This is a genomic window from uncultured Dokdonia sp. (genome assembly GCF_947492815.1).
GTDB lineage: Bacteria > Bacteroidota > Bacteroidia > Flavobacteriales > Flavobacteriaceae > Dokdonia.
Genome location: NZ_CANLOB010000016.1, coordinates 1 through 17,452, shown reverse-complemented (window position 1 = coordinate 17,452; position 17,452 = coordinate 1). Strand labels below are relative to the sequence as shown.

General features: G+C 33.6%; 15 protein-coding genes. 10 read left to right on the top strand and 5 right to left on the bottom strand.

All coding sequences use genetic code 11. The annotated features are described in order from the left end of the window. Nucleotide 1 precedes the first annotated feature (1 nt). From Q1A01_RS14515 to Q1A01_RS14495, 5 genes are all read left to right on the top strand, one after another. Entirely contained in the window at nt 2-628 is a 627-nt protein-coding gene (locus Q1A01_RS14515) for a hypothetical protein (RefSeq protein WP_299682297.1), read from the top strand. A gap of 116 nt (nt 629-744) precedes the next feature. After that, nucleotides 745-3,525: an outer membrane beta-barrel protein gene (locus tag Q1A01_RS14510; RefSeq protein WP_299682294.1), complete on the top strand. Its 2,781-nt coding sequence runs from the start codon at nt 745-747 to the stop codon at nt 3,523-3,525. A 111-nt stretch (nt 3,526-3,636) separates the two neighbouring features. Further along, the gene (locus Q1A01_RS14505) at nt 3,637-4,260 is read left to right on the top strand and encodes a hypothetical protein (RefSeq protein WP_299682291.1); all 624 of its coding nucleotides are present in this window, start codon (nt 3,637-3,639) and stop codon (nt 4,258-4,260) included. A gap of 42 nt (nt 4,261-4,302) precedes the next feature. After that, the gene (locus Q1A01_RS14500) at nt 4,303-4,755 is read left to right on the top strand and encodes a hypothetical protein (protein ID WP_299682288.1); all 453 of its coding nucleotides are present in this window, start codon (nt 4,303-4,305) and stop codon (nt 4,753-4,755) included. An 84-nt stretch (nt 4,756-4,839) separates the two neighbouring features. Beyond that, nucleotides 4,840-5,745 (top strand): patatin-like phospholipase family protein, encoded by a 906-nt coding sequence (locus tag Q1A01_RS14495; RefSeq protein ID WP_299682285.1) that lies wholly within the window; start codon nt 4,840-4,842, stop codon nt 5,743-5,745. A gap of 137 nt (nt 5,746-5,882) precedes the next feature. Here the strand turns inward: Q1A01_RS14495 and Q1A01_RS14490 are convergent, their stop codons facing one another. Continuing rightward, nucleotides 5,883-8,564: an AsmA-like C-terminal region-containing protein gene (locus Q1A01_RS14490; RefSeq protein WP_299682283.1), complete on the bottom strand. Its 2,682-nt coding sequence runs from the start codon at nt 8,562-8,564 to the stop codon at nt 5,883-5,885. Nucleotides 8,565-8,630: 66 nt separating this feature from the next. Then, on the bottom strand, nt 8,631-9,344 hold the full coding sequence (locus Q1A01_RS14485) for a queuosine precursor transporter (RefSeq protein ID WP_299682280.1): 714 nt from the start codon (nt 9,342-9,344) through the stop codon (nt 8,631-8,633). Nucleotides 9,345-9,429: 85 nt separating this feature from the next. On the opposite strand from Q1A01_RS14485, the gene folK reads away from it, so the two are divergent. The 3 genes from folK (at nt 9,430) to Q1A01_RS14470 (ending at nt 11,877) form a co-directional block, all read left to right on the top strand. Continuing rightward, the gene (gene folK, locus Q1A01_RS14480) at nt 9,430-10,548 is read left to right on the top strand and encodes a 2-amino-4-hydroxy-6-hydroxymethyldihydropteridine diphosphokinase (protein WP_299682278.1); all 1,119 of its coding nucleotides are present in this window, start codon (nt 9,430-9,432) and stop codon (nt 10,546-10,548) included. 285 nt (nt 10,549-10,833) lie between these two features. Beyond that, complete coding sequence (locus Q1A01_RS14475; RefSeq protein WP_299682275.1) at nt 10,834-11,337, top strand: hypothetical protein; 504 nt, start codon at nt 10,834-10,836, stop codon at nt 11,335-11,337. Nucleotides 11,338-11,397: 60 nt separating this feature from the next. Next, nucleotides 11,398-11,877 carry a hypothetical protein gene (locus Q1A01_RS14470; RefSeq protein ID WP_299682272.1) on the top strand — a complete coding sequence of 160 codons (480 nt, stop codon included), beginning with the start codon at nt 11,398-11,400 and terminating at the stop codon, nt 11,875-11,877. 4 nt (nt 11,878-11,881) lie between these two features. Here the strand turns inward: Q1A01_RS14470 and Q1A01_RS14465 are convergent, their stop codons facing one another. Continuing rightward, on the bottom strand, nt 11,882-12,829 hold the full coding sequence (locus Q1A01_RS14465) for a peptidase (protein ID WP_299682269.1): 948 nt from the start codon (nt 12,827-12,829) through the stop codon (nt 11,882-11,884). Between the two features lie 177 nt (nt 12,830-13,006). Continuing rightward, the gene (locus Q1A01_RS14460; protein ID WP_299682266.1) at nt 13,007-14,482 is read right to left on the bottom strand and encodes an alpha/beta hydrolase; all 1,476 of its coding nucleotides are present in this window, start codon (nt 14,480-14,482) and stop codon (nt 13,007-13,009) included. 205 nt (nt 14,483-14,687) lie between these two features. Here Q1A01_RS14460 and Q1A01_RS14455 point away from each other — a divergent pair, with 205 nt between their 5' ends. Both Q1A01_RS14455 and Q1A01_RS14450 read left to right on the top strand, forming a co-directional pair. Continuing rightward, on the top strand, nt 14,688-15,758 hold the full coding sequence (locus Q1A01_RS14455; RefSeq protein WP_299682263.1) for a histidine kinase: 1,071 nt from the start codon (nt 14,688-14,690) through the stop codon (nt 15,756-15,758). Then, nucleotides 15,755-16,468: a LytTR family DNA-binding domain-containing protein gene (locus tag Q1A01_RS14450; RefSeq protein ID WP_299682260.1), complete on the top strand. Its 714-nt coding sequence runs from the start codon at nt 15,755-15,757 to the stop codon at nt 16,466-16,468. Before Q1A01_RS14455 ends, Q1A01_RS14450 begins: the two co-directional genes overlap by 4 nt. A 108-nt stretch (nt 16,469-16,576) precedes the next feature. Here the strand turns inward: Q1A01_RS14450 and Q1A01_RS14445 are convergent, their stop codons facing one another. Continuing rightward, nucleotides 16,577-17,065 carry a hypothetical protein gene (locus Q1A01_RS14445; protein ID WP_299682257.1) on the bottom strand — a complete coding sequence of 163 codons (489 nt, stop codon included), beginning with the start codon at nt 17,063-17,065 and terminating at the stop codon, nt 16,577-16,579. Nucleotides 17,066-17,452: the final 387 nt, after the last annotated feature.

The following is a 17,452-nucleotide window of genomic DNA, read 5'->3' as shown; positions in this document are numbered from 1 at the left end:
CATGAAAACGAATGGAAGAGTACTTGTAGTAGTCGCTATTTTAATAGCTGTTTTTATAACTATAGGTATCTATTCCAATAGAGAAGTTATAAGTGCTTTTGATAAGATAAATCAAAAGTTAGAGGTAGCTAATTCCCGATCAAGAGTCGCTAATGACAGTCTTTTGTCTTTAATTCAAGATGATTCGCCATTTAAATTTGGTGCAATGATTACAAGAGATATTGCTCAAGAGTTTTATGAGGATATAGAGCGTTATAAACTAAGTCTGTTAAAGGATGAAATTGGAGGTGATTATTCAAAAGGAGCTGTAGAAACCACGATCTTTATAAAAGATGGTGTTATAACTGAACATGGAACCTCCTTCATAGCTGCTATGAAGCAAATGAGAGAAGTTTTTATTACAAATTCTGATGAAGACACTCTTGTCTTATCTAAGATACAGGAGTTTTATGATTCAGAAGTAGCCAATTCTAAGGAAAAAAGTGAAGCTTGGTTACGATATCACTTTGAAGGATTTCCAGTAATCTCTTCGGTTGCAAAACTTTCGAGTATCCAGAATGATGTTAAAGCGATTGAAAATCAAATTTTGACCAATGTTCTAAGTCAGAAAATTCCATCAGCTCAATAAAATAGTAGCCTTGTAGTTATGTTAATTGTTTGCTAAACTATGTTAAGGCTATATGTAGTCTAATAAATGTTTCAGTAATTAGTTCATCATCATCAATCAATTAACCATCTGCTTATATGACACTACTACGTGCCGTCACAGTTCTCTTCCTCCTTCTTTCGTGTGTATGTTTACAAGCTCAAAATTTTGAGGTTACTGGGGTTTTAAAAGATAAAACAACAAAACAACCTTTAGAAGCTGCAACTGTTTTTATGGAAACAGTAAAAGATACCACCTTAATTACTTATACAATAACCAATGCGAAAGGACTATTTTCTTTAGAAGGAAGAACGAATCAAAAGAAAGTGTCTGTTAATATTTCATTTGTAGGATACGAGAATTATAGAAAGACAATAGATTTGACAAATCCTAAGATTGATTTAGGAGAGATATTCTTAGATTTTAATGTGGCTACATTAGATGAGGTGGTTGTAAAAAGTAGAGCTCCAATTACTGTAAAAAAAGATACTCTAGAATTTAATGTAAAATCTTTTAAGACAAAGAAAGATGCAAATATAGAAGACCTTCTCAAGGAACTCCCGGGAGTAGAGGTAGATGAAGATGGAAAGATCACTGTAAATGGAAAAGAGGTCAATAAGATTTTAGTAAATGGAAAGCCTTTTTTTGGTGATGACCCTACAATAGCAACACGTAATCTTACAAAAGAAATAGTAGAAAAAATTCAAGTAACAGATACAAAGACAGATGATGAGGCTTTTGCGGGAGAAGAAGGTGATAAAGAGAATAAAACCATTAATTTAACTATTGCAGAAGAAAATAATAAAGGCGTCTTTGGACGGATTGCAGGAGGTGTAGGAACCGATGAGCGGTTTGAGTTTGCAGGTATCGTCAATGTGTTTGACAATGATAGACGCATCAGTGTTTTAGGAGGAGGAAATAACCTAAACGCTGCTGGTTTTAGTTTTGGAGAAATTCGAAAGTTTTTTGGAGGTGGAAATTCTATTTCCTTTAATAGTAATGGCTCCTTTAATATTGATGGACGTGGGTTTGGAGGATCGCAAGGTATTGTAAACAGTAAAAATGTTGGAGCCAATTATGCAGATGTCATTGGAAAAAAAGTAGATATCTCTGCCGATTATTTTTATTCTGGAGCAAACTCTTTTGATGAAGTACGTACAGAACGCGAAAATATTCTTCCGGATAGGCGCTTCTTTACAAATAGCACGACACGATCTGATGGGAATATAGATAATCATAGTGCTAATATGACCTTTAATATAAAAGTAGATTCTACTTTTTTAATAAATATCAGACCTGCCTTTCGAATCAATAGAAATGAAAATCGATTTGCCTCTAATGAAGCATCTTTTGATGAAGATGGCGCACAAATTAATGCCTCTAATGCAAATAATCGTACGTTAAATACGGGTGGTAATTTTGAAAATAATATAAGCTTAACAAAACGTTTCGGGAGTAAAGGCTCTTTTTTGAAATTTAGATTGCAAAATGAAATTAATAAACAAGAGTCTGAAGACTTTATACAATCCCAAACGAATATTTTTGGCGATGACCCTTCAACTATAGATAGAAATCAATTTACAGACGGAGAAGCAGGTGTAAATGGCTATAACCTTGGTGTTACCTATAGGCAGCCTTTAATTGCAGAAAAACTGTTTTTAGATTTTGAGTTTGGATATCGAAATGATAATAGAACTCGAAAACGAAGTACATTCGATTTTAATGAAAGTACACAGCAATTTGATGCTTTTAATCTAGACTTGAGTACAGATTTTGAAGGACGTAATATCCGTACAACACCAGAGTTAAATTTACGATACAATACCGATAAATTTAATATTAGCTTTGGTGCCGGCTATGTGTTTAGAACATTAGAAAATGAAGACTTTTTAAGACCTGAATTTAATATAAGTCAAGATTTTGAAGCTGTAGAACTATCTTCTTATGTAAACTATACCTTTTCTCCAAAAATGTCTTCTTATTTTGGTTATAATCTAAGTAATAGACCTCCGCAAGTAACACAGTTAAATCCTTTTGTAGATGTTTCAGATCCTTTAAATATTATACAAGGAAATCCTGATTTAGCACCCTCTAATGATCATAGTTTTTATGGAGGTTTTAATAATTATGACTTCCAAAAGGGAGGAGGGTATTACGTAAATGTGAATGGTAATTTTGTAAATGATGCTATTATCACAAAAACAATAGTTGATGAAAACTTGGTGCGCTCTACTACCTACGAAAATGTAAATGGGAATTATCAAATATCAGTAGGTGGAGGATATAATAAATCCTCAAAAATAGATTCGATCCGTACTATTAAATATGGAGCAGGATTCAATGTAAATACAAATCGAAATATCAATTTTAATAACGATGTACAATATGCTAGTAGAACAACTTCTATTGGACCTAGAATAAATGCATCATTTACTTGGAAAGATGTATTTGAAATCAGACCTCGTTATAACTTAAGTTTTTCAAATACCGTATTTGGAATTGATGCTTTTGAAGATCAAGATTTCTTAAGACATAACTTAAACCTAAGTACAGCATTATTTGTACCTAAGCATGTAGAATGGCGTAATGAAATACAATACAGCTACAACCCTAATGTAGCTCCAGGTTTTCAGAGTAGTGCCTGGTTTTGGAATAGTACTGTAGCTTATAGTTTCTTAAAAGACAAAGCAACGGTCACACTTAAAGTATATGATGTGTTGAATCAAAATACGAATGCACGTCGTACCGCTAATGCCAACTTTATACAAGATGTCCAAAGTACCGTTCTTGAGCAGTACTTCTTACTGAGTTTTAGCTGGAAATTTAATACACTAGGTAGTAAAGGAGAGAGTGGAGGAAATGATTTCTTTTTCTTCTAATAATGACTTGTTAATTATATAGCAAATATCTTTTTTATAAAATATACTTGACAAGTTGTACATCATCTTTTAGTTATGGCTACATTGCATGATAACGACTAAATCAAAAACATGTCTACAGAAAATGCTTTTACGATTATAAATCAAACAGGAGAAAATATCCTTGTTGCTTTTATATCACGTATGACCCAATTAGAAACCTATGCATGGAAGGTAGTTGGTCCTTCTCAAGATCATCCTCATATAGAACCTTTTCCAAAACAAATGGAATTGGTGACTAATTACTATCCTAAAGGTGTATCTAGTACAGATCCATATGGAGGGAAACAAACAGATTCCGTATGGTGGGATACTATTAAAAAAACACCAACAGCTTACAAAGCAGATTGGAATGAAGCTGCCAATAAAGTAGCTATGAAACTTGAAGGAGAAAACCATAATGGAGCAGATATAAGCATAGAAAATAATAGTGGGTCTATGATATATGTTCACCCAAAGTTTGGATCCAATGAATATATTCCTCCAATATCACTTATTGCTTTTTCTACTGCAAACTATCAATTTGAATGGCCCATGTCTGTAGCAGTTGTTGATGGCTATAGTCAATACTGTCCTCCTAATGGAGAATTATATGAAGTGAAAAATAAGTTAAGTGATCTGTCAGAAATGCTTCCTGGACAAACCGTAGTTATTACAGGAAATCTATCTGAAGGATATCAATTGGAAGTTTCTTAAACGTGCATACATACACTTAATTTTTACTGATATAATAAGATCATGGAAAAGTTAAATGAAGAAGATATTAGTAAGTTGAAAAACGCAATTAAACTTCAGAAAAATGATTCTGATGAAGATGCATTATCCATTCTATGGGATTTATATAAAAGGAATTCAGAAAACGGGAAAGTGATAGGGCTTTTAGGACTGATTTTAGCTAAAACAGGACAGCGCGCAAAAGCTATCCCTTATTTAGAGAAGGCAATAACCATAAGTCCTCGTAATGAATTAGTAAGCATGTCTCTTTATAATAGTTGTGTTGAGATAGAAAAGTATGATATTGCTTTTAATGTGATTTTTGAATATCTCAAATTATATCCTGCAGATTTATATCTAACCTCTTTAGAAGAATTGTTGGAAGGGTTGTTAGAGGGATATGGGACTACATATAAGGATAAGATTATTTTTTATGCTAAAAAAAATAAAGTCCCGATACCGATTGAATTACAATAAGTAAAATTATAACTGAGATTTCGTAAACTTCGCAAGGAGTTCTATCTTCGAGCGTCTAATCGGTTTTTAAAAGAGAAACTATTTATGAGGGCTTTAGTCATTTCTGGAGGAGGTAGTAAAGGCGCTTTTGGCGGTGGTGTTGCACAATATCTTATGGAAGAGTTAGGGCATACCTATGATTTATTTATAGGTACGTCTACAGGAAGCTTATTAATTTCTCACCTTGCCTTAGGAAAGATTGATAAAATCAAAGAAGCCTATACTTCCGTAAACCAATCTGCCATCTTTAGTAACTGTCCTTTTGTGACTAAAAAAGACAAATGGGGACAAGAACAAATAAATATTAATCACTGGAGTGTAGTACGTAATTTTTTAAGAGGTGCTAAAACCTTTGGCGAAAGCCAAAACCTAAGAGAACTCATAGGTAAATTGCTTACACGTGAAGAGTTTGAAGAACTCAAACAAAGTCATAAAGATATTGTGGTGACCGTCTCAAACCTGTCTCTACACGACACAGAATATAAATCCATTAAAGAAGTGACGTATGAAGATTTTTGTGATTGGATCTGGATTTCGTGCAATTACATTCCTTTTATGAGTTTGGTAAAAAAAGATGGCTGTGAGTATGCCGATGGAGGTTTTGGAAGTATGGTACCTATTAAAGAAGCAGTAGATCGAGGCGCTACCGAAATAGATGTCATTATTCTAGAAACTGAAGTTACGTATTACAATAGCTTGCCTTCTAAAAATGTATTTTCATTATTGACCAATCTACATTCTTTTATGATAGATCGTATCGAAAAACAGAATATCACTATTGGTAAATTTGCGGCAAATAATAAAGATGCGATTATAAATCTCTATTACACCCCTGTTGTACTCACCACAAATTCGCTAGTGTTTAATAAAGAAAAAATGGCCGATTGGTGGAAGCGAGGCTTCAAGTATGCGGCTAGTAAAAATAGAGAGCTTAATGAAATTCGGGATTAATGCTTAGTACGCTTTCGCGAAAACGGATAAAGAAATATAGAGAATAAATTTTTAAAAATAACATAGTACTCTAAAATAGAACACTACGCTATTTTGTGTCTATGTTCTTTTCTCTTAGCTCTATATTATCAAAAAAACTAATTCCCAACACTATCCTTCTTTGTCTTCTTCTTTTTCTTACCAAATAAACCGTCTAGGAGACCTCCTGCTGCATTTTCAATAATGTCTTCCACTTTTGGTTTTGGGGAGCCTTGAGAGCTTGTAGACGTGCTATCTTTGGGCGTGTCTTTTCCGCCGCCTAAAACATCTCCTAGAATATCTGTAATCTGACTCGTACCTTCTTCTATCAATCTGTTTTTCTGAATCTCAATGATTTGATTGGTCAAGTCTCCAATAGCCGATTTTAAATTAAGCTGTACAGATGGCTTAGTAAAATTTCCCGAAAGGGTAATAGGTACATGTGCAGAAAGGTTTTCTTTTTCTTTTGCAGTCAATTTCGCGAGTAATTTACTTACATCACCTCCTAAGTATTTTGCAGGAATATCAAGTTTTAAGTTATATCCAATAGCATTGTCAAAACTATGTCCGCCACTTACATCTATATCAATATCATCTGCTTTGATGGTAAAAGGATTGACCACCACTTTTCCATCTTTAAATGTCAATGCTGCTTTTAGATTATCCAAATCAATACTTTCTAGATTGATAAAATCCAATTGGCTATTTAGTGCAGAGAGTAAAGGACTATTTGCGGTTTGAACATCGGCGGTGAGGATTTCTGCAAATGCATTTCCATCTATAGAACTCAGGATAGGAGCAAAATTCTCATCTAATTGTCCTTTTAAATTGATCTTAGTGTTGAGAGAACCTTGCAATGCTTTGGCAATTGGAGCTAGCTGTTTTAAAAGTTTTATATTCTTGAACGATTGATCAATATTTATTTTACTTAAATCAAGTTCCATATCAAAAATTGGAATGCCAGTTTTTGTAGAAACATTTCCAGAAACACCAGCGGTACCCCCAAATATGGAAGAATTTACATTGTTTAACAGTGCTTTTTCATCATTGATAGCCACTGTTCCTTTTACATCAGATAGCTCTAGATCATCATAGATGACTTTGGTGGCAGTAAAGTCTAAAGAAGCATCTAAGAAATCTGGGATTTGAATCGTAGCCTCTTTTGTTGTAGCAGGTGTGTTTGAAGTATTTTTGCCAGAAGGAGTATTGCTTTCGATAGTTTCAGTAACCGAAAAATCATTGAGATTGAACACCTGTGAAGTCACATTAAATCTACCTTTTAAATCTTCTTTAGACATCACAAAAGGGATGAGGTTTTCTATAGTTCCATTGGCTTTAATATCAGTATCGCCACTTTGCCCTTCAAAATTTTCAAGTTGTATGATGCCAGGTTTAAATGTGAGTGCTGCATTGTCTATAGTAATAGGTTTTGGTAATTCTTCTCCCTCATACTTAAAGTCAGTTAGTTGTGCTTGTCCGCTACTTTCAATACGCTGGTATTGCTGTTTGTTTACCGCATTCATGTCAAAAGCAGTGGTCATATCTGCAATTACTTTCCCTTGTAATGGAGCCCCTATGTCTAGCGGGTATACTTTCCCAATATTAGCGAGGTCTAGTGTTCCTTTAATGGCAAGGTTTACTAGAATATTTGTCGTGAGATTACGCAGTTTTCCATTGGCTGAAAACAGATCGTTATCTATTTTAAAATTTAGCGTATTGATACTCACATACGTGTCTTCTACAATTCCAGAATCATTTTTAATTTTTGCATCAATATTGATGTTATTCATCTGTTTTGGCAAGTCAGGATACTTAAACGAAGCATTTGTAGAGACAATAGCAATATCTAGTTTGGGTATGGTCGTTTCTGTAGCGTTTCCATTTATTTTTCCGCTTACGCGAAAATCACCACCGGTTTGAACCCCATCCAAACTTGTTGCATATGCTTTCGGAATGATGGCTAAAAAGTTTTTGAAATCAGATGAAGGGGTCTCGAACGAAATATCCATGGCAGTTCCTTTATCTTCTAATTGTACGTACCCATCAAATTGTAAAGGCAGCTCATGTACGATTACTTTATTTTCTAGAAAGGTATATTTCTGGTTTTCTAAATCAAGGGCTATATCTGCTGTGAGATCAATATTGGCATTATCTAAATAATTAATACTGTCAAATTCAAAAGAGGCAAGTGCCGTTGTTTTCGTTTCAAGCGTACTTTGACTAGCGCTAAAATCACCATTTCCTTCATGATTCATTTCAGATAATCGCAGGTAAGTTTTGGTGCTTTCATCTAGGTAATTAATGGTAGCATTGTTGAGTTCATAATGCTGAAGATCAAACGCAAATGGTTTTGAAGAAGTATCTTCTTTCGCGACAGCAGAATCAGAAGAAGAATCCTTTTTGGCAATATCGTAATTTGCATTGCCTAACGAATCTACTTTGATATTTATTATTGCGTCATCCAATCGTAGAGCATCTATTTTTATAGGGTCATCTCCAGTATCTTTTAAAAGTTGTTTTATACCCATTGCAATACGCAGTTCTTTACCTGCAGCAAGGGTGTCACCTTCAAAAGGGGCATTATTAATAACACTAAAATCATTCAGTGTTACCGTAGCATCAGGAAAGTTTTTAATTAAACTAATATCTAACGCCTCCCAAGTCACTCGTGCATTGATATTTTGATTAATTGTGTTTTTAAGTAAGTCTTCTAGTTTTCCTCTAAAAAGAAAGGGAGTAGCAACCAAAAGTATGATCAATACTAAAAGGATAATCCCTACTATTTTTAAGATACGTTTCATGTATACTGTGATTTTATGTTGTTAGAAATCAGTATAAGTACTCATTTCATACAATTGCTTTACTCTTTATACGTCAAGTTGTAGCTCTTCGCCTTCGGCGAGATTGAATTTTTTTCTAAAGATGTAAACACCTAGATATAAAAAAGGCGTATCTAAAGCAGCAATTAAGACTTTAAATAAAAATCCCCCTACTAATAATCCGCTAAAACGGTTCCATTCTATCTCTCCAAAACTACACAGTAATAAAAGTACAGCAGCAGTGTCTATAAATTGTGATAGAAATGTTGAGAAATTGTTACGAAGCCATAAATGTTTTCCATTGGTGAGCTTTTTCCAAAAATGATACAAATGGATATCCACATATTGTGCCAATAAATAAGCGGTCATACTTGCAAAGACAGCAATAGCCGTAGCTCCAAAAACTTCAGAAAATAATGCGTCATTTACAGGAGACCAACTCGTAGCTGTCGCCGCATTACTTACATAGATAATAAGTAACGAAAAGAAGGAGGCAAATATACCAGTTGTAACCATCTGATTAGCCTTCTTTTTTCCATAAATCTCACTGATAAGATCTGTGATTAAAAACGTAATAGGGTAAGGAAGTAAGCCTACTGATATTTCAAACGTATAGATTCCAAAAAAGTCCCAACTAAAAAATTTTTGAAAAATAAGATTAGATACGACTAGTGCACATATAAATAAAGCGCCAAGTGTAAAGTATATCCTATAAGCGGTTTGTAAATCTTTAAGAGAATGTCTAGATGTCGCTTGATTCATATTCTTAATAACTTCAAGTCCAAAATTAAAGTATTATGAGAATCTTTTACTTAATTTGTTCATAAATGTTAATGTACTAACCATCTTGCATACGATCTATTTATCATTAGGAAGTAATCAGGGGAATACCTATGAAAACCTTACGAAAGCAATACAACTCTTGTTTGCTCAAGTAGGGCGTGTTCATAAAATATCTCCTGTATATCTGAGTCCAGCATTAGGTTTTGAAGGTCCAGATTTTCATAATTGTGTGGTGCGTATGCATACCAATCTTACAGCATCCAAACTTTTAAAACATATACTTGCTATAGAGACTTCTATGGGGCGTGTGCGAGAAGAAGGTGTTGGATATCAATCTCGACCTATAGATATTGATGTGCTATTATATGATGATGCTAGTATCAATACAAATACACTTCAAGTGCCACATCCTCGAATGTGTGATCGTAGATTTGTGTTACAACCACTTGCAGATATTGCAGGAAATGAAGAGCATCCTGTTTCTAAAGAGACATTTGCTTCTTTATTGAAACAATGTCCCGATGAAAGTGAGGTCACTAAACAACCTAAATGGCTTAAAAATCCTAAAGACTCTATGCTTTTAGGGGATTATAATTATATAGTGGTAGAGGGAAATATAGGAGCAGGAAAAACGAGTCTTGTAGAGATGATATCAGAAGAGTTTAATGCAAAGCCTATTCTTGAACGCTTTAAAGACAATCCTTTTTTGCCTAAATTTTATAAAGAACCAGAGCGATATGCATTTCCTTTAGAAATGTCTTTTCTAGCAGATAGATACCAGCAATTGCTCGATGATATAGGGCAATATGATCTTTTTAAAGATTTTATGATTGCTGATTATGATCGTTATAAATCACTTATATTCTCACAGGTAACCTTACAAGAAGAAGAGTATGTCTTGTATAAGCGTTTACACGAAATGATGTATCGTGATATGCCGCAACCCGATTTGTATGTGTATTTGTATCAAAACACAGAGCGCCTTTTGCAAAATATTAAGAAGCGTGGTCGTAGTTATGAAAAAGAGATCGATGCAGGTTATCTCGAAAAAATAAATCAAGGTTATCTTGATTTTATAAAAGCACAACATCAGCTTAATGTGAAAATTATAGATATTTCCGATCTTGATTTTGTGAAGAATCGCGAAGATTATCTAAAAGTGGTGAATGAGTTTTATGTCTAATACCATTTTAAAACTAACTAGGTGTCATACTAGAGATGATATAAATTCCAGTAGCTTCAGTACGTAATACAATATTGCATTAAGATTTCAGTTATATTTGAAGAGCATTGATAAACAGCGGTCTACTTATCTGTCATGATGCTTTAGAAGTCAATCTTGACTTTGTTATTTCCAAATATCCCAATCAAAAAGATTAAAGAAAATCTTTAGTCTATATCATGTGGTTACAAATTGCCTTTGAATGCATCAACTCAGTACTATGTAACCGATTAATTGTTATGTGTTATGAAGAAGATAGTTCTATTGGGGGTTTTAATGGGTTCTTTTATTTCAGTTTCTGCTCAAAATGTGAGTATTGATGGGCGTTTGCAACCGTTGCTTAATGAATTTTTTGAAATTTGTAAAACCTATAATATCGATTATTACGATAAGTTATTCCAATTAGAAAGTATAGATGTTGTAAATACACTTACCGTCTCTGAAGACGGATCTACATTAGGAATGTTACGTAGAAATGAACAAGGTAAGGTGGTCGCTATTGATATTAATTGGATGGCACAATTAGATCCAGAAATTTTAAAAGTAGTCGCCTTTCATGAGTTTGCGCATTATTTTTTAGAATACTCAAGGCATGTGTGTGATGACTGTGGTCGTATTATGTCTGTTGTAAACTCAAGTTATTTTGAGATTGTACGAGATTGGGACAATCGTGTTAAAACATTGTTTGAAAACGCTCCAGTCTATCTTAATAAACAACAAATTGCTAAAATAGGATCTACTCAATTATAGGTTTTGTAAGGTAGACTCGTTGCCATAAAGTAAGAATGATAAAATAGTTATATTACAGATATGAAGTCAGTTATATTTTTAATATCATTTCTATTTAGTTTTATTACTGTTACTCAGAATTACAATCTACCACCCAATCCAGAAAATGGCAAATGTTATGTAAAGTGTTTTAATAAAAAGAAAACAAAACTTAAATGGGAAGAAGTACATTGTTCATTGATGACTTTTCAAGAATTAGAAGTTGCTAAAGATGATCTAAGTCAAGGACTTTCAAAGGAAGATATAGCTATTATAGACAACATACTTGTTCCTCATATTAAGCAAGGCTATAAATTGGATATTCAAAGTCATTATGTTTCCGAGAAATCCAGTACTAGTAATATGGAGAACGCTACACAAAGAGTTGTTTTAATAGGCAACTACCTTATTGAAAAAGGATTGGATCCAGCATTATTAGTAGCTAGATCATATGGAGATACAAAATCAGAGACTACTAGTATAGAATATCGTATTATTAATACTTCTAAAGTAACAGAATAAATATTTACCCCCTATAAGCACTCTCAAACTCTTGTAACAGCTCATTGATGTCTGTTTCATTGTATTTTCTTGAAAAATGAACAGGAGTAGCATCCTGAACATTACATGCCCTCATGATCCTTCCAGATTCAGAAGAATAACTATGATAGTTGGCCATAGCTCCTTCTTTATCTTCTACTTTATAGAAGCTTTCTATAAAGACCTGATCAGCATTTGTAAATGTTTCTAAGATATTTTTATGATTTGCTACAGATGCAGCATGATCCATAATAACACCTAATTTTTGTCCTTTTTTTACATTGATTAAATGAAATAAATCGGCAGCTTTGTAGATAGTGTCTTCAATGATTATTTCACAAGTAGGATCATTTGTTTCAAAGGCAGTTTTTAAATCTCTCACCCATTTACCTCCTTTAAAATCACCTTTTTGTAAATCTATTTTGGTAGTGTCCTTTCCTTTAAATAGATACGCAATTGTATCGGTTTTATGGTCTAGAATGGTGTAGCTTACTTCAAATAAATCATTTTCAAATACACTTGAACCTGCCATATCCTCTATAGGTGTGATTTCCCAGAGAGGTGGTTTTAATTCAGCTCTTTTGATGGTTCCATTAGATTGGATTTCTCTTATTTCATAGGTGATTGCGTCTTTTGTAATGAGATTCCAACGATAACTTTGTATCCTGCTTTGTACCTGTTTTGTGATATCGGTTGGTCCACAAATAATAACTCGCTGATTGCCTCCTATTTGATGACGTAATATGGTATCAAAATTCACAAAATGGTCTATATGTGTATGGCTAATAAAAATAGCCTTTGTATTCTGACATTCTTTTACCGTAAGCGATTTTGCCTCACCACATTCACAGATATAGTTATGAGAGTGATTCTCAACCCGAATTAGAATACATATATCTTCGTCTTTTTGACTTTTTACTTCTGGAATAAACATATCCGATTATTATTTAAATGATCATTTAGAAGTGCAATGATAACTATTTTTAATAAGTAGGAGGTTGTATACGCTTTCGCGAAAGCGTACCCAGTAACATTTCAATTAATTTTAAAAACAGAAAGGCATAGATACACTGCACTATGCCTTTTAAGATTTAAGGTGTGATTTAGCCTTTTATTCATCTCCTAACGAAGGATGCCAGAGATCTTCCGAAGTCCCTGTAAGCGGAATAAACCGTATAGGCGGATATGACATGGTAATATCATCTATAGTTTCTCCTTTTAGAAATCGTAAAATAGTTGCTTGCGCTTTAGGGTGATATACTATTTGTTCATGTCCTGCATTTTTCACAATAATATGCTGGCTATTTGAATAGCCCCATCTCACTTGCTCAGCTTGATAAGGCGGTGTGTTGAAATCTAAGGTGCCACTTAAGAATAAGGTTCGTATATCTGTTGCCAAAGGAGCTCTAAAATCTTCTCCTAAATCGGGTATTGGCCAGTTTTTTACATTAGAAGGATTGATTACGTTTTTAAAAAGGCTCTTTTTATTTTCAGTCTCAATACGTGCTAATTTACTTGGAGATGCTCCAGAAGCTGCATCCATAGTAATAGCCATTCCGTGTATGCCATATACTCGCTGATGTCTTTTTTGAACAAACCATTGTAATAAAGAGTAATCTCCTTGATCTATATTATATAGAAGTCTAGGAAGTACTGGGATGTCACTAGCATCACCTATATCTATACGTAATATAACATTCAATCCATAAGGCCCTACTTTCACCTTTAAAGGAGTTCCTGTAAGTGCTGAGGTTATTTCTACTTCGACAGGTTTTTCTTTGATCTTTCGGACGACTTTCTTGTATAATGCCACAAGATCTGGTACTTGTGTATTTATGGTAGGGTCATTATCAGAAAGTAAAGCAATTTTATGTAATTGCATATCCATCGTTAAGGGTAGTTTAAAAGTGTCATTAAATCCTTCTACTCCTACGAGTACGGCATTTTCTACATAATCAGGATAGTATTTCATATAGGTTTGTCCTAGATGTGTACCATAGCTAAAACCAAATAATGAGATTTTCGTATACCCTAACGCCTGTCTCAATACATCTAGATCGTTTGCATTTTCAATAGTTGTATATCCTTGTAAGTCTACGTCTCTATCTTTATAGGTTTTTAAAGCCTCTTGCGACATTGTGTTGAAATGCTTTTGAGCGGCTTCTGCGTTTACAAAAAGATTTTCAGGAAGTTCTTTTTGCCATATAAATAACGTACGTTCGGTTTCTGCGCCTGTCCCTCTTTGGTCTACTAATACAACATCGCCTACCTCTAAATATGGTAACCAGTTTTCTAAATACCTTGGATTACTAGCTTGCCATGTGCAACTAGAACCAGGACCTCCTTCCAGGTAAAAAGTAGGTGTTTTGGCGTTAGGATTTGTGCTTTTTAATTTTATAAAATGAATAGGAATTAATGCCGAATTTGAGTTTTTACGGTTTTCAGGTACTTGAATAGTTCCGACTTCAGCAGAAACTTCTTTTCCAGATTCGCTGGTAAATGTAGCCGGTGTACTATCTAGTTTTTGTGCAAATAGCTGTTGTATTGCAATACTAAAACATAAAAGAAAGATGAGTTGTGATTTCATGATGTATTTAATTTTTGAGCAATGTACTTGCTATATGAATTCTCTTTTTTAAAAGAAGACAGATACCCTGAGTATGCCTTCATACACTAGATAGAAGAAGTTAAATGCAATTCATGGGGTGATATCTAGTATTGAGGGGTTGTTATTACGTATTAAGAGACCTGAGTTATAATTGATCTGATTTTTTTCTATTTTTCAATTAATTATGGGAAAATCAATTCAATTTTTAGATAAGTTATTGCAAAATAGAATTGCATTACACGTGCTTTTTTGGATGTGTGTATTGTTTCTAGCTCCTATTATTGCTGACAGGAGTATTTCGGAAGCTATGAACTCTTTAATCTATAGAGCCGTAGGTTTGCCTACTAAAATGCTAGCAACCTATTTTCTAGCCTATTATTTGATTCCAAAGTATTTTCAAAAAGAAAAGTATTTTCAATTTGTTCTTTATTTTTTATTAAGTACAGTGGTTTTTTGTGTGCTGTACCGTTTTAATAACGTTCAGATTGCAGAACGAATAGCAGGAGAGGAAGGATACAAAGAACCTATATGGGAAATTATTCAATATTATGATGAAACTATCTTAGGGTATGTAGGAAGGGTATATTCTGTTACCATTCCTTTTATATTCATTAAAATGATGCGTTCGCGAAGTGCTGAAAAAAGAAAGGTATCGCGTTTAGAAAAAGAAAAAATAGATGCAGAACTCAATTTTTTAAAAGCACAAATACACCCGCATTTCTTATTTAACACACTAAATAATCTGTATGCATTGACGCTAAAGAAGTCTGATCATGCTCCAGATGTGGTCGCTAAACTTTCAGAAATGCTAGATTATATGCTGTACCAATGTAAAGATGATAGCGTATTGGTAAGTAAAGAAATAACACTCTTACAGCATTACCTAGATTTAGAACAACTACGATATGGTAAACGTTTGCAATTAAAATTTGACCATAGCCTTGATAATGAGATGGCACAAATGGCTCCTTTGGTTTTAATTTCTATTGTAGAAAATGCATTCAAACATGGGGTAAGTGGAGCGATACAACAACCTGAAGTTGAAATCTCTATAGAAGTAAAAGAAAACGTATCGTATATTAGAGTGTATAATACAAAACCTGAAATCCCTCAAACAGACGAAATGGGATATAAAAAAGGAATAGGAGAGAGCAATGTAAAAAGACAATTGGAACTCATTTACCCTAACCGATATGAATGGAATTGTATAGAAACCCCAAAATCCTATGAGGTCAATTTGACGATTCAATTATGAGTAAAAAAGTAAGGTGTATTGTGGTAGATGATGAGCCATTGGCCATTGAATTATTGGAAGGACATATTCAGCAGTTTGCACAATTAGAATTAGTGGCTACCTGTTGGAATGCAATAGATGCGTTTGAGATTGTAAAAAACACAACCGTTGATATTATCTTTCTAGATATCCAGATGCCAGGACTCTCAGGAATTCAATTTGTAAAATCCCTCCAAAATCCACCCGCTATTATCTTTACAACGGCCTACAGAGAGTATGCTGTAGAAAGCTATGAATTGGATGTGATTGATTATTTATTAAAACCTATCACTATGGATCGTTTTTTTAAATCAATTACAAAATACTTTGATACAGTAAGAAGTCCTATCATTCAGAAAGAAGTGTCTTTAACGAGCGTAGAAGAAGACGAACATATGTATGTGAATACGAATAGGAAATACGTTAAAATTGTTTTTAAAGACGTATTGTATGTAGAAAGTATTAAAGATTATGTGCGTATTCATCTTGAAAACGGAACTATTTCAACCAAAGATAAAATCAGTGTTTTTGAACAGAAGGTGCCTTCCTATTTTATGCGAACTCATCGTTCTTATATGGTAAATAGGAATAAGATAACAAGTTATACGATGCAAGATATTGAGATTGGAGCGGTAGAAATTCCAATAGGTATTTCATATAAGAAAGAAGTCATTAAAAAGCTACAATCATAATAGATGTGTGGTTGAGTACGCTTTAACGCTTCGTTCTTCCTTTGGTCGTGAAACTGCCTGCCGGCAGGCAAGTCTCGCTAGCTCGATTTCGCGAAAGCGTGTAATGACCTAATCAAAATAGGTTTCTATAGTTTGTATTCCAGCAATGTCTTTATTAAGGTATTTAAGGCTCACTTTAGGGGGAATAGAAATTTCAATACAAATTTCATTAAAAACAAGCTGCTCTGTAGAAATTTTACTTTGAAACTCATTAGACATTAATAATGATCTAAGAATCATTTTAAACATTTTTCTGTCTTTGTATTCTTCAAGAAGTTGATCTATTGCTTTTTGGTCTACTTCTTTAAATCTACTTACATGAATCTCTACGGAAGGAGGAACAGATATCCCTACGATAAGTCTATTTGTGCGAAAGCCAGCTTTTTCAATAAGTGGTAATATGTCAAATACTTCCTTGACATAATTAATAAATTTATTTTTTGCTGTAGTTCCAATGTCACTTAGTTTAGAAAAACCATTTTTTAACTGATTTAATAATTGATCAGTACTATCAGAAATACTTTGAGTTGTTTTCTTTACTAATGATTTTTCTTTCATAAATATGTGTTTTGTGAATTCTTAATCTAGTAGGTGAGAACTCATTAGGTTACTAAACTGTTTTTAGATATAGATCTCATACTTCCAACTTCTAACCTTGTACTTTCATTACCATTGAGGTTAGATGAGTAACGGAAAGTTTCCTTCTTTTTGTAAAATAAAAAAATACAAAAAGCTGTAAACAACCACACCAGCTGTCGGCTAGTTACATTTATGATTTTAGCCTTCGTACTTCCAACCTCTAACCTTGTACTTTCATTACCATTGAGGTTAGATGAGTAACGGAAAGTTTCCTTCTTTTTGTAAAATAAAAAAAATACAAAAAGCTGTAAACAACCACACCAGCTGTCGGCTAGTTACATTTATGATTTTAGCCTTCGTACTTCC

Bases quoted from the DNA above. Each gene is read 5' to 3' on its own strand.
- Q1A01_RS14515 (WP_299682297.1), top strand. From the start codon at position 2: ATGAAAACGAATGGAAGAGTACTTGTAGTAGTCGCTATTTTAATAGCT.
- Q1A01_RS14510 (WP_299682294.1), top strand. From the start codon at position 745: ATGACACTACTACGTGCCGTCACAGTTCTCTTCCTCCTTCTTTCGTGT.
- Q1A01_RS14505 (WP_299682291.1), top strand. From the start codon at position 3,637: ATGTCTACAGAAAATGCTTTTACGATTATAAATCAAACAGGAGAAAAT.
- Q1A01_RS14500 (WP_299682288.1), top strand. From the start codon at position 4,303: ATGGAAAAGTTAAATGAAGAAGATATTAGTAAGTTGAAAAACGCAATT.
- Q1A01_RS14495 (WP_299682285.1), top strand. From the start codon at position 4,840: ATGAGGGCTTTAGTCATTTCTGGAGGAGGTAGTAAAGGCGCTTTTGGC.
- Q1A01_RS14490 (WP_299682283.1), bottom strand. From the start codon at position 8,564: ATGAAACGTATCTTAAAAATAGTAGGGATTATCCTTTTAGTATTGATC.
- Q1A01_RS14485 (WP_299682280.1), bottom strand. From the start codon at position 9,344: ATGAATCAAGCGACATCTAGACATTCTCTTAAAGATTTACAAACCGCT.
- Q1A01_RS14475 (WP_299682275.1), top strand. From the start codon at position 10,834: ATGAAGAAGATAGTTCTATTGGGGGTTTTAATGGGTTCTTTTATTTCA.
- Q1A01_RS14470 (WP_299682272.1), top strand. From the start codon at position 11,398: ATGAAGTCAGTTATATTTTTAATATCATTTCTATTTAGTTTTATTACT.
- Q1A01_RS14465 (WP_299682269.1), bottom strand. From the start codon at position 12,829: ATGTTTATTCCAGAAGTAAAAAGTCAAAAAGACGAAGATATATGTATT.
- Q1A01_RS14460 (WP_299682266.1), bottom strand. From the start codon at position 14,482: ATGAAATCACAACTCATCTTTCTTTTATGTTTTAGTATTGCAATACAA.
- Q1A01_RS14455 (WP_299682263.1), top strand. From the start codon at position 14,688: ATGGGAAAATCAATTCAATTTTTAGATAAGTTATTGCAAAATAGAATT.
- Q1A01_RS14450 (WP_299682260.1), top strand. From the start codon at position 15,755: ATGAGTAAAAAAGTAAGGTGTATTGTGGTAGATGATGAGCCATTGGCC.
- Q1A01_RS14445 (WP_299682257.1), bottom strand. From the start codon at position 17,065: ATGAAAGAAAAATCATTAGTAAAGAAAACAACTCAAAGTATTTCTGAT.